This is a genomic window from Sphingomonas sp. MM-1, assembly GCF_000347675.2.
In the GTDB taxonomy this organism is placed as follows: domain Bacteria; phylum Pseudomonadota; class Alphaproteobacteria; order Sphingomonadales; family Sphingomonadaceae; genus Sphingomonas_E; species Sphingomonas_E fennica.
The window spans coordinates 1,268,461-1,280,092 of record NC_020561.1; the positions used below are offsets into that span (position 1 = coordinate 1,268,461).

An 11,632-nucleotide genomic window follows, 5' to 3' on the forward strand; every position below is an offset into this window, starting at 1 on the left:
CGCGCGTCACGCGCCGGCCGAAACCCTGGCCCATTCGTCCCGCACGACCGCGCGCGCGGCATCATAGGCGATCACGAGCGCATCCCAATTGGGCTGGCCGCAGGCTTCCGCCACCAGCGGGCGGGACACCGGCAAGGGCTCCCCCCCGCGCGGCGAAACCAGCCTGAAGGTAACGAGCATGCGGGCCAGCAGGGCATGGGCGACGGCCAGATCGGGCGAGAGGAGCCCATCGTCCACCAGCATGCGGATCGCCTCACCCAGGCGCGGATCGAAGCCGGTGCGGTGGCGGAGCTGCTGGACATGGACGGCGAATTCGCAATCGACCAGCCCGCCTTCGATGAGCTTCACGTCGAAAGGCCCCGATGGCGGCTTGTGACGCGCCATTTCGCCCCGCATCTTGACCGCGTCGGCGATAAGCTGGCCCGCGTCACGCGGCGCGCCCAGCGTATCGGCGATGATCCCGGCAATGGCGGCGCGCACGTCGGGCCGGCCATAGACGGGGCGGGCGCGGGTGAGCGCCATATGCTCCCACGTCCAGGCGCTGTCGCGCTGATATTGGGCGAAGCTATCGACCGAGACCGCCAGCAGCCCCTGCGCGCCGGACGGCCGCAGCCGGGTATCCACCTCGTAAAGCGGGCCTGATGCGGTGGGCACGCTGAGCGCCGCCGTCACCCGCTGGGCCAGCCGGTTATAATATTGGGTGGCGCCGAGCGGCTTTGCGCCGTCGGATTCGGCGATGTGATCGCCATCGAAAAGATAGATCAGATCGAGATCGGACGCATGGGTGAGCGCCGCCCCGCCCAGCCGGCCAAGGGCAAGGATGGCAAGGCCGCCGCCAGGCACGCGGCCGTGCGCGGCCTCGAACTCCGCCACCGTCGCATCGACCAGCGCGACCAGCGCGGCTTCCGCGACCCGCGCATAGCCGTGGCTGACGTCCAGCGGGTCGCTGGCCCGTTCGATCAGCTGCACGCCGAGCGCGAACCGCTTTTCGCCGACGCGCTGGCGCGCGCGATCGAGCAGCATCTGATAATCGTCGCCGGGCTCCGCCTGCCCGATTTCGCGGACGAGATCGGCAACCGATGCCGGCGGATCGAAGGCGCTGGCATCGATCAGGCCATCCAGCAATGTCGGCCGCCGGCCAAGCGCCTCGGCCAGGGTGGGCGCGTGGACCAGCACGTCGGCCACCATCTTCGCCAGCGCCGGGCGCGCTTCCAGCAGGCGGAAGAGGTTGATCGCGCTGGGCAGGCGGGAAACGATATCGTCGAAGCGGTTGAGCGCGACATTGGGATCGGGCGCCTGGCCTAACGCCCGGACCAGCCCCGGCAGCACCGCTTCCAGCGCCTCGCGCGCGGCGGGCGAACGCAGCGGACGCGGCCCGCCCGATCGCCAGGATTCGATGCGCGCGCGGGCGGCGGGCGCATCGGGGAAGCCGGCGGCGGAAAGCGCCGCCTCGATCAGATCGGCATCGTGCGACAGCCCTTCCGGGCGACCTTCGTCCAGCGAATCATAGATGCGGCCCACCGCCTCGACATGCGGGCGGAGCAGCGCGAGCAGCGCGCCGCCATCCTCGACGCCATGGAGGCGCGCCACATTGTCCAGCGCCTCGGGCTGGCGCGGCAGGCTGTGGGTCTGCTGGTCCTCCACCATCTGCAGGCGATGCTCGATCGTGCGTTCCAGCCGATAGGCATCGGCCAGCACCGCCGCCTCGCCCCCGTCGATCCGGCCGGCCGCCGCCAGCGCCGCCAGCGCATCGAGCGTGGCCGGCGCGCGCAGCGCCGGTTCCCGCCCGCCATGGATGAGCTGGTGGATCTGCGCGAAGAATTCGATCTCGCGGATGCCGCCGCGCCCGCGCTTCAGATCGAAGCCGGGGCCGAAGCTCTGCCCCTGCGAATGATGATCGCGAATGCGGCGGGAAAGCGCGCGAATCTCCCGAAGCGCGCCATAATCGAGCGCGCGGCGCCACACGAACGGGCGGATGGCCGCGAGAAATTCCTCGCCCAGCGCCTTATCCCCGGCGGCGGCGCGGGCGCGGATGAAGGCGGCGCGTTCCCAGGGCAGCGCGCTCGATTCATAATAGGATATCGCCGCCTCCACCGGCAGCACGATCGGCGTGGCTTCGGGCGACGGGCGCAGCCGCAGATCGACGCGGAAGACGTAGCCGGCATCATCGCGCGCCTGGAGCAGCTCGACCACGCGCTTGCCGATCCGCACGGCCGCCTCGATCGGCTCGTCCCGTTCCCGCCGGGGCAGGGTTTGCGGGTCGAAGATCAGGATCGGATCGATGTCGGAGGAATAATTGAGTTCCCGGCTGCCATGCTTGCCCAGCCCCAGCACGGCGAAGCCCCGGGGCTCCTCGCCCGGCGTGCGCTCGGCGATCGCCGCCGCGATCGCGCGGTCGAGCGCATGGTCCGCGAAATCGGAAAGCGTGCCGACGACCTCCTCGAACGGCATCAGCCCCGCGAGATCGGCAAGCCCCACCGCCAGCGCCAGCGCCTGCCGCTGGCGCCGGAGAGCGCGGCCGACATCCTCCTCCCCTTCCCCCGCCTGCCGGGCGGCGGCGAGCGCGTCCGCCACGTCGCCGGCGGCGATCAGGGCGGCGATGCCGGGCCATCGTTCGGCCGCGCGGCGCAGGAAGGGCGCATGGGCGAAGGCGCGATCGATCGCCACGGACGGAGCGGACATCATGCCAGCCTGCATAAGCCGCGCGGCCGAACGATCAAGTTTTGAGAGACAGTGGCAAACGAGCCGCAACCGAGGGCCGCACGATGCGTTCTATCGTCATGGATCTTTCACGCGACACAAAGGATGGAACGGGACCAATGCATCAGGCCGTGGTGGAATTGACTGCGCCGCCACGGGCCGGCCAAGGGGTAGGCGACGCGCTGCGCCAGGCCTATCGCCCTGAAATGGCCGAGATTCCCGCCGAGTGGCGGCAACTTATCCGGCAATTGGATTGAGGAGGCGGATGGCGCGGCCCGGCCGGGCGGCGCCTGCGGGCGGGCTCAGCGCCCGCGACTGAGATCGTCGACCTCGTCCATGATCGACTGCAGCGCCGTCTGGTTGGGATGGCCTTCATAGCTGCGCCGCGACGGCAGCTTCCCCTCGTTCAGCAGATGTTCGAGCGCGACGCGCCCGCGCGCCACCCGGCTCTTGATGGTGCCGACCGCGCATCCGCAGATTTCGGCCGCTTCCTCATAAGCGAAGCCGCCGGCACCGACGAGGATCAGCGCCTCGCGTTGCGGCTGCGGCAGGTGGAGCAGCGCACGCTGCATGTCGCCCAGCTCGACATGGCGATCCTGGCTGGCGGGCGCGGCCAGCACGCGGGCGGCCGTCAGCTCGTCCCACTCGCCCTTGAAGCGCGCGCGCCGCATCTGGGAGAGGAAGAGGTTGCGCAGGATGATGAAGGTCCAGGCGCGCATGTTGGTGCCTGCCTGGAAGCGCTGGCGCGCCGCCCAGGCCTTCATCAGCGTTTCCTGGACGAGATCGTCCGCCAGATCGCGATTGCCCGAAAGCGAACGGCCGAAGGCGCGCAGATGGGGGATGACGCTGGCGAGCTCGGTCTTGAACGCCTCGTCCGAAAGCGGCGCCGGCGGGGGAGCCCCGTCCTCGCCCGTCGGGCGGTCTTCATCTGTCATTCGGGATTCCCGTTGAAATAGGGGCGCGGCGCGGCGGCGCGCGAAAAGGCGCGCTCAGCCGAAGATGCCGAGGGTGAAGGCAAAGGCGATGACGACCAGAAGCAGCGAAATGGCCAGCACATAACGCACCACGTGCGGCGTGACGCCGGCCCGCGCCTCGGTTTTCGAAAGATGGACCCGATCCTCTGCCATTTTCTTCTCTCACAGGCTGTTGTCCGTTGGATTCCAACGCGGGGCCTGTGGGCGGGTTCCATTCGGTTCGGAAAGACAACGGTTCGCGACCGCGCTCGTCTCAGGCCGGCACCGTGCTTTCGTCGAAGAACAGGGCCTGCGCGATCGCCGCCTTCACGGTGGATCGCTGGAAGGGCTTGGTGATGAGGAAGGTGGGTTCCGGGCGCTCGCCGGTGAGCAGCCGTTCGGGGAAGGCGGTGATGAAGATCACCGGCACGGAGAAGCGCGCCAGGATATCCTTGACCGCGTCGATGCCGGAGCTGTCGTCGGCGAGCTGGATGTCCGCCAGCACCAGGCCGGGGCGGTGCGCCAGCGCCTGGGCGACGGCCTCGTCCCGCGTCACCGCCACGCCCGTCACGTCATGGCCGAGATCGCGGACGATGGTTTCCAGATCCATGGCGATGATCGGTTCGTCCTCGATGATCAGCACCTCGGCCTGGGTCTGGCGCTCGATCTCCTCCAGCGCCTCCGAAACGAGCCGGTTTACATCCTCCGGCGTGACGCCGATCAGATAGGCGACATCCTCGCTGGTGAAGCCTTCCATCGCCGTCAGCAGCAGCGCCTGCCGCGACAGCGGCGTGATCCGCGACAGCCGCGCCCGCGCGATCCCTTCGCGATCGCCCTCGGGCGGGGCGGCTTCCGGCTCGTCATTGTCGTTGGTGGAGGACCAGATGCGCTGGAACATGCCGTAAAGCCCCAGCCGCGCATCGACATCGCGCGGGAAATCGCCCGGTGCCGCGACGATGGCCTCGAGGCACGCCCGGACATAGGCATCGCCGTGCTGCTGGCTTCCCGTCAACGCCCGCGCATAGCGGCGAAGGAAAGGAAGATGTGGCGCGAGTTCCTGGCCGAGTGACATGCGTTCCCCTTTGGGTCTATCTGCGCGACGCCGCACTTTCGGCGCCCGTTGTGCGACCGGCCCGCGGAGGATGCAAGCGCGGGCCGCCGCCCTTCCCCTCCGCGATTTTGCCGATCACCATCAACAACCGGAACAATCGGCGGAGTTTTTTGTTTCCATCGCCAAGTCGGCATTTTATTCCGGTCACGCAGAGCGGCCCCATGGGGGATGGCAGCGCGGCCCGGACGCCAATGACGAACGGCCGTCGCGGGCCGCTTGGCGCATTCGGATCGGGGACGAAACAGTTTGGCGGCGAACGGAAAAAAGGAGAGACCGGTCGAATCCGACCAGACAGGTCAGGCACCGGCGAAACCGCGTCGAGGCAATGATTCCCATATAGGCCAGGCTCTCCGGTCGGTATGGGACGAAGCGCTGAGCGAACAGGTGCCGGGCGACATGCTGGATCTGCTGGGCAAGCTCAACTGACTGGACCCCTTCCCGATCGTGCCTAGCCGAACTGCCCTTTCCCCTTTCCCTTCACGAGGTTCGACGCCGTGATCGGCAACCGCTTCGCGCGGCTGTCGACGGGTTTCAAGATGCTGCTGATCTTGTCGATGGCCTTGCTGCCGCTCGGCCTGATCGCGCTGCTCGCCTCCCTCGAATCCGCCAACAGCAACCGTTTCGCGCGGGAGGCCGCCATCCGGGTGATGGCCGCCGACAGCACCCGCCGCCTCGATTCCGCGACCGCCGCCATCGCGCGCGACATGTCCGCCATGGCCGTGCAGATCGGCGACGCGGCGCCGCCGCCCGCCGCCTGCCGCCGATCGCTCGACACGCTGGCCGCCAGCCAGCCGGCGGGCGTCCGCTTCGGCCTGTTCGACCTGGCCGGCAGGCGCATCTGCGCGACCACCGGCTTCGCCAGCGCCAGCATCACCCCGCCCGCCCCCGGCATCGGCGCCGAGGCGCTGCTGGCCCAGGGCATAAACGCGATGCGCATCACCATCGCCCAGAATCACTGGCTGATGGCCGCCGAGGTGCCGCGCGAGACGCTGGCCAGGATCGCGGCGCCCGCCGCCAGCGCCAATGCCATCACCCTGCTGCTGTGGCAGGGCGATGCCAGCCTCAACCTGGCCAGCCAGGGCAATCTCGGCGCGCTGGACCAGACGCTGAAGGTCGCCTCCCCCGTGGCGGGCGGGCAGCTTGCCCTCGAACTCCGGGCCAATGTCGCGCCGATGCGGGCGATCGAGCTGCTGATGGTGCTGCTGCCCGTGCTGATGTGGATCGCGGCGGGGCTGATCGGCTGGCTGGTGATGGACCGGCTGGTGCTGCGCCCGCTGGCCCGCCTGCAGCAGGCGGTGAGCAATTATTCGAGCACGGAAGGCCCGCTGCGCGCGCCCGCCATGACGACGCCCTCGCAGGAGATACGCAGCCTCGCCCAGGCCTTTTCCGATGCCACCGCCCGCCAGTTGCAGCATGAGGCGGATCTGGCGGAGGGTCTGGCGCGCCAGACCCGCCTCACCCGCGAGGTGCACCATCGGGTGAAGAACAACCTCCAGGTCGTCTCCAGCCTCATCAACCTCCACGCGCGCGGCGCGCGCGGCGAGGAAGCGAGCGATGCCTATGCATCGATCCAGCGCCGGGTGGATGCGCTGGCTGTCGTGCATCGCCATCATTATGCGGAGCTGGAGGAAAATCGCGGCGTCGACCTGCGCGCCCTCGTCGGCGAGCTTGCATCGAACCTGCGCGGCACCGCGACGGGCGAGGCGGCGGCGATGCCGGTCCGGCTGGAGATCATGCCGGCGGCGGCATCGCAGGACGTGGCCGTGCCGGTATCCTTCCTGATCACCGAGGTGGCCGAAATGGCGATGAGCTGCGATCCGGCGGGCGGCCTCGTCATCCGCCTCGGCCTGACGGATCGGCCCGATCGCGCGCTGGTGGAGCTGATAGCCCCCGGACTTGCCAACGAAAAATGCCGCAAGCATCCGGCGATCAGCCGGTTCGAGCGCGTCACCGAAGGGCTGGCCCGCCAGTTGCGCGCGCCATTGCGGCGCGGAACGGACGGGCGGCTGGCGATCGAAATTCCGATCGTCGCGGATCGCCACGACTGAACGCAACTTGTCCCGCCCGGCTGCGTTGCGCTGGGACGGGAGAGCCATAACATGAACGACACATCAGGCCCGCGAAGGGCCATGGTGGACAACCAGATCATTGCCAGGGGGATCAGCGATCCGCGTGTAATCGATGCGATGCTGCAGGTGCCGCGCGAACTTTTCGTGCCGGAGGCGGCGCGCGCGCTGGCCTATAGCGATCAGCCGCTGGCGATCGGCGAGGGGCAGACCATCTCCCAGCCCTATATCGTCGCGCTGATGATCGAGGCGGCGGCGATCGGCCCGGAGGACCATGTGCTCGAGATCGGCGCCGGATCGGGCTATGCCGCCGCCGTGATGGGGCGCATCGCCCACACCGTCCATGCGGTGGAACGGCTTCCCGCTTTGGCCCGGGCGGCGGGCGAACGCATGCGGGCGCTGGGCATCGACAATGTGACGATCATCGCCGCGGACGGCACGCGCGGATGGCGGGCGCACGCGCCCTATGACGCGATTCTGGTGCCGGCCGCCGCCGCCGCCCTGCCCCCCGAGCTGCCGGACCAGCTTGCGGCGCGCGGGCGGCTGGTGCTGCCGCTCGGGCCGGCCAGCCAGCAGCGGCTGATCCGGCTGACGCGCCGGGAGGATGGCGGGCTGGCGGAAGCCGACCTCGGCGACGTGCGGTTCGTGCCGCTGATCGCCGCCGACGGCTGAATCCGCCCGGTCATCGCGGCTTGCCTGCCCGGACGCCGCTTCCTAATCTGGCGCATCACCGGGAGATCATGGATGAAGGCGGCATCGGCGCTCGATTATCGGGCCATCGCCAGGGCGCGGCTGCCGCGCTTCCTGTTCGAATATATCGATGGCGGCAGCTATGCCGAGGTGACGCTGCACCGGAATATCGCCGATCTCGAGGCGATAGCCTTGCGCCAGCGGGTGATGAACGACGTTTCCGGCATCGATCTGCGGACCGAGATGTTCGGCCGGCAGATCGCCATGCCGGTGATGCTGGGGCCGGTGGGGCTTTCCGGCATGTATGCCCGGCGCGGCGAAACCCAGGCCGCGCGCGCGGCGGCGAAGGCCGATATCCCCTTCACCCTTTCCACCGTGTCGGTCTGCTCGATCGGCGAGGTCGCCAGGGCAGCCCCCGCGCCGATCTGGTTCCAGCTCTACATGATCCGCGATCGCGGCTTCATGCGCGATCTCCTGCAGCAGGCGCGCGAGGCGGAATGCCCCGTGCTGGTGTTCACGCTGGACATGCCCGTCGCGGGCACCCGGTATCGCGATTACCGGTCGGGCCTTGCCGGCAATTCCGGCTGGCTGTCGGCGGCGCGCCGTTATGCCCAGGCGGCGATGCGGCCGCGCTGGGCGTGGGACGTCGGGCTGCTGGGCAGGCCGCACCAGCTTGGCAACGTCGCGCCGGTGCTTGGCCGCAAATCGGGGATCGACGATTTCTTCGGCTGGGTCGGCAGCAATTTCGACCCGCGCGTCACCTGGGCTGACCTGGATTTCGTGCGGGAGAATTGGGACGGCCCCCTGGTGCTGAAGGGAATATTGGACCCGGAGGACGCCCGCGCCGCCGCGGCCGCGGGCGCGGACGGCATCGTCGTTTCCAACCATGGCGGGCGCCAGCTCGATGGCGTGCTTTCCACCGCGCGCGCCCTGCCGCCGATCGCCGATGCCGTGGGCGACAGACTGACCATGCTGGCCGATGGCGGCGTGCGTTCCGGGCTGGACGTGGTCCGCATGCTGGCCCTGGGGGCCAAGGGGGTGATGCTGGGCCGCGCCTGGGCCTATGCGCTGGGCGGCGGCGGACAGGCCGGCGTCGCCCACATGCTGCAACTGATCGAGGCGGAGATGCGCGTGGCGATGGCGCTGACCGGCGTCACCAGCATCGGCGCGATCGATCGCGGCATCCTGGCCTGAGCCGGCGGCGCCCGGCCGCCGCGCCATCGTTCAGGCCGCGACGGGCTTCCGCTTCACCAGTGCCATGCGCAGGCAGCGGCAGACGACCTCGTCCCGCTGGTTCCACAGCTCGTGCCGGAAGGTGACGATGCCGGCATCGGGGCGGGACCGGGAATCCTTCAGCTCCGCCACCTCGGTTTCGGCGCGCATCGTATCGCCGATGAACACGGGCTTGGGCATGGCGAGCTTGTCGTAGCCGAGATTGGCGATCAGCGTGCCGAGCGTCGTTTCCGCGACCGAAAGCCCTACCATCAGCGCGAAGGTGAAGGTGCCGTTGACGATGATCTGGCCGAACTCGCTGGCCTTGGCCGCTTCCACATCGATGTGCATCGGCTGCGGATTGTGCGTCATGGTGGAGAAAAGGAGATTGTCCGTCTCCGTCACCGTGCGGCGGATATCGTGGACGATACGATCGCCCACCTTCCATTCTTCATACCAACGACCTGCCACAATCATCCCCTATATTGTTCTTGCGCGTCGATTCCGGCCGGATCATGCCGGCAACTTCCGTCAAACAGGTTAAAGCGGGCGAATCATTCCGCCTTCGCATCCTTTTCGACGCGGGCGAGCGTGATGCCTTCGGCCACCTGCGCGCCGGCAACCGCCTTCAGATCGGCGACGATGCCGTCGAACGGGGCGATCAGCGCCTGTTCCATCTTCATCGCTTCCAGCACCAGCAGCTTCTGCCCCTTGGCGACGGCCTGCCCTTCCGCGACGTCGACCGAGACGATCCGGCCCGGCATGGGCGAAAGGATCGCGCCGTCCGATGCCCCGCCGCCGCCCGTGCCATCGAAGCGGGCGAGGCGGAAGCCGTAGGTCTGCCCGCCTTCCACCAGCACGAGATCGTCGCCGACGCGCTGGCTGGCGCCGCCGACCTCACCCCCCTGCCAGACGTCGATCACCCGGGTCTCGCCGCCGCAGGACAGGGCGATGGCCGAACGGCGCGGCTGGTTGAGCCGAAAGCCCTCGATCGCGGTCCACGGCGCCGGCCCGTTCAGGAGGGCGCCGAGCCCATCCTCATAATCCCCGATCAGGCCGAGCGCCGCCAGCTTCCACCCGCCCGCATCAGGCACGGGGGGCGGCATCAGCGCATCCTGATGATCGGCGATGAAGGCGGTGGTGACATCCCCGGCCAGGAAGGCGGGATGGCGCAGCGCCCGGAACAGGAAGCCCGCGTTCGACGCGACCGGCCATAGCCGCATCCATTCCACGCCATCGGCCAGCCGCCCGATCGCCGCCGCGCGATCGGGCGCGTGGGCGATCAGCTTGGCGATCATCGGATCGTAGAAGGAGGAGATGCCGTCCCCTTCCGCCACGCCCGTTTCGACGCGGATGGGGGCGCCGGGCAGGTCCAGCAGCTCCAGCACGCCCACCGAGGGCAGGAAGCCCCTGATCGGATCTTCGGCATAGAGCCGGACCTCGACCGCATGGCCGTTGATCGCCAGATCCTCCTGCCGCATCGGCAGCGGCTCCCCGGAAGCGACGCGGAGCTGCCATTCGACCAGATCGACGCCGGTAATCTCCTCCGTCACCGGATGTTCGACCTGCAGCCGCGTGTTCATCTCCATGAACCAGATGCGATCGGCGCGCAGGCCCGCCGAGGCATCGGCGATGAACTCGATCGTGCCGGCGCCGACATAATCCACCGCCTTCGCCGCGCGGACGGCGGCGGCGCAGATCGCCCCGCGGGTTTCCGCGTCCATGCCCGGCGCGGGCGCCTCCTCGATCACCTTCTGGTGCCGGCGCTGGAGCGAGCAATCGCGCTCGAACAGGTGGACGACATTGCCATGGCGATCGCCGAACACCTGCACCTCGATATGGCGGGGCGACAGGATATATTTTTCGATCAGCACACGATCGTCGCCGAAGGAGGCCGCCGCCTCCCGCCGGCAGGACAGCAGCGCATCGGCGAAATCGGCGGCGGCGTCCACGCGCCGCATGCCCTTGCCGCCGCCGCCGGCCACCGCCTTGATCAGCACCGGATAGCCGATGGCATCCGCTTCCGCCTGGAGGCGCGCGTCGGACTGGTCGTCGCCCAGATAGCCGGGCGTGGTCGGCACGCCGGCATCTTGCATCAGCTTCTTGGCGGCATCCTTCAGCCCCATGGCGGTGATGCTGGCGGGATCGGGGCCGACCCAAATCAGCCCCGCGTCGATCACCGCCTGCGCGAAGCCGGCATTTTCCGAAAGGAAGCCGTAGCCGGGATGGATCGCCTCCGCGCCGCTGGCCCTGGCGGCGGCGATGATGCGATCCCCCACCAGATAGGATTCGCGCGCCGGCGACGGGCCGATATGCACGGCCTCGTCAGCATGGCGGACGTGCAGCGCATCCGCATCGGCATCCGAATAGACGGCGACGGTGCGGATGCCGAGCCGGCGCGCGGTGCGGATGATCCGGCAGGCGATCTCGCCCCGATTGGCGATGAGGAGGGAGGTCAGCACAAACCCACCCCGTCATGCTGAACTTGTTTCAGCATCCATCTCTCCAGTTGTTTCATGCTATCCAGGGCAGAATGAGCCGCCAGCCCTGCGTCTACATCCTTGCCAGCGACCGGTACGGAACACTCTACATCGGCGTGACTTCGAACCTGCCTGTGCGGCTGCATCAGCATCGCACCGGCACGATACCGGGCTTCACCTCTCGCTACGGCGTGCATCGGCTGGTCCGGCTTGAGATGTTCGAGGATATGCAATCCGCCATAGCGCGCGAAAAGCAGGTCAAACGCTGGCATCGCGACTGGAAGATCAACCTGATCGAATCCGATAATCCCAATTGGATCGATCTGGCGATTGGCTTGGGATTTGAACCGGCAGGACGGCATATGCCGCACGATGGACCCTGAAACGAGTTCAGGGTGACGATTCAAGTTTGGCATCGTC

At 68.6% G+C, this 11,632-nt stretch carries 12 protein-coding genes; 6 read left to right on the forward strand and 6 right to left on the reverse strand.

Translation table 11 applies throughout. The features are described from left to right. Nucleotides 1-6 precede the first annotated feature (6 nt). Complete coding sequence (locus tag G432_RS06260) at nucleotides 7-2,682, reverse strand: bifunctional [glutamine synthetase] adenylyltransferase/[glutamine synthetase]-adenylyl-L-tyrosine phosphorylase (protein ID WP_144062114.1); 2,676 nt, start codon at nucleotides 2,680-2,682, stop codon at nucleotides 7-9. Nucleotides 2,683-2,765: 83 nt separating this feature from the next. On the opposite strand from G432_RS06260, the gene G432_RS23675 reads away from it, so the two are divergent. Then, nucleotides 2,766-2,957 carry a hypothetical protein gene (locus G432_RS23675; RefSeq protein ID WP_170112688.1) on the forward strand — a complete coding sequence of 64 codons (192 nt, stop codon included), beginning with the start codon at nucleotides 2,766-2,768 and terminating at the stop codon, nucleotides 2,955-2,957. Between the two features lie 45 nt (nucleotides 2,958-3,002). On the opposite strand, the gene G432_RS06265 is transcribed toward G432_RS23675, so the two are convergent. From G432_RS06265 to G432_RS06275, 3 genes are all read right to left on the reverse strand, one after another. Continuing rightward, nucleotides 3,003-3,635, reverse strand: coding sequence for a sigma-70 family RNA polymerase sigma factor (locus G432_RS06265; RefSeq protein WP_015457984.1), 633 nt, complete (start codon nucleotides 3,633-3,635; stop codon nucleotides 3,003-3,005). A 54-nt stretch (nucleotides 3,636-3,689) separates the two neighbouring features. Further along, a complete protein-coding gene (locus tag G432_RS23680; protein WP_015457985.1) occupies nucleotides 3,690-3,827 on the reverse strand; it encodes a hypothetical protein in 138 nt (45 codons plus the stop codon). A 100-nt stretch (nucleotides 3,828-3,927) separates the two neighbouring features. Beyond that, nucleotides 3,928-4,725: a response regulator gene (locus G432_RS06275; protein ID WP_015457986.1), complete on the reverse strand. Its 798-nt coding sequence runs from the start codon at nucleotides 4,723-4,725 to the stop codon at nucleotides 3,928-3,930. 285 nt (nucleotides 4,726-5,010) lie between these two features. Here G432_RS06275 and G432_RS24420 point away from each other — a divergent pair, with 285 nt between their 5' ends. The 4 genes from G432_RS24420 to lldD all read left to right on the forward strand — a co-directional run bounded on the left by G432_RS24420 (nucleotide 5,011) and on the right by lldD (nucleotide 8,714). After that, nucleotides 5,011-5,190, forward strand: coding sequence for a NepR family anti-sigma factor (locus tag G432_RS24420; RefSeq protein ID WP_041864825.1), 180 nt, complete (start codon nucleotides 5,011-5,013; stop codon nucleotides 5,188-5,190). A 68-nt stretch (nucleotides 5,191-5,258) separates the two neighbouring features. Beyond that, nucleotides 5,259-6,812, forward strand: a complete 1,554-nt coding sequence (locus tag G432_RS06285; protein WP_015457987.1) for a sensor histidine kinase — start codon at nucleotides 5,259-5,261, stop codon at nucleotides 6,810-6,812. Between the two features lie 51 nt (nucleotides 6,813-6,863). Then, the gene (locus tag G432_RS06290) at nucleotides 6,864-7,502 is read left to right on the forward strand and encodes a protein-L-isoaspartate(D-aspartate) O-methyltransferase (protein ID WP_202192028.1); all 639 of its coding nucleotides are present in this window, start codon (nucleotides 6,864-6,866) and stop codon (nucleotides 7,500-7,502) included. Between the two features lie 72 nt (nucleotides 7,503-7,574). Further along, entirely contained in the window at nucleotides 7,575-8,714 is a 1,140-nt protein-coding gene (gene lldD, locus G432_RS06295; RefSeq protein ID WP_015457989.1) for an FMN-dependent L-lactate dehydrogenase LldD, read from the forward strand. Between the two features lie 30 nt (nucleotides 8,715-8,744). On the opposite strand, the gene G432_RS06300 is transcribed toward lldD, so the two are convergent. Then, nucleotides 8,745-9,203: a MaoC family dehydratase gene (locus G432_RS06300; protein WP_015457990.1), complete on the reverse strand. Its 459-nt coding sequence runs from the start codon at nucleotides 9,201-9,203 to the stop codon at nucleotides 8,745-8,747. Between the two features lie 83 nt (nucleotides 9,204-9,286). Next, nucleotides 9,287-11,194 carry an acetyl/propionyl/methylcrotonyl-CoA carboxylase subunit alpha gene (locus tag G432_RS06305; protein ID WP_015457991.1) on the reverse strand — a complete coding sequence of 636 codons (1,908 nt, stop codon included), beginning with the start codon at nucleotides 11,192-11,194 and terminating at the stop codon, nucleotides 9,287-9,289. Nucleotides 11,195-11,265: 71 nt separating this feature from the next. Between G432_RS06305 and G432_RS06310 the strand changes: the two genes are divergently transcribed. Continuing rightward, nucleotides 11,266-11,595 (forward strand): GIY-YIG nuclease family protein, encoded by a 330-nt coding sequence (locus G432_RS06310; protein ID WP_041864826.1) that lies wholly within the window; start codon nucleotides 11,266-11,268, stop codon nucleotides 11,593-11,595. Nucleotides 11,596-11,632 lie beyond the last annotated feature (37 nt).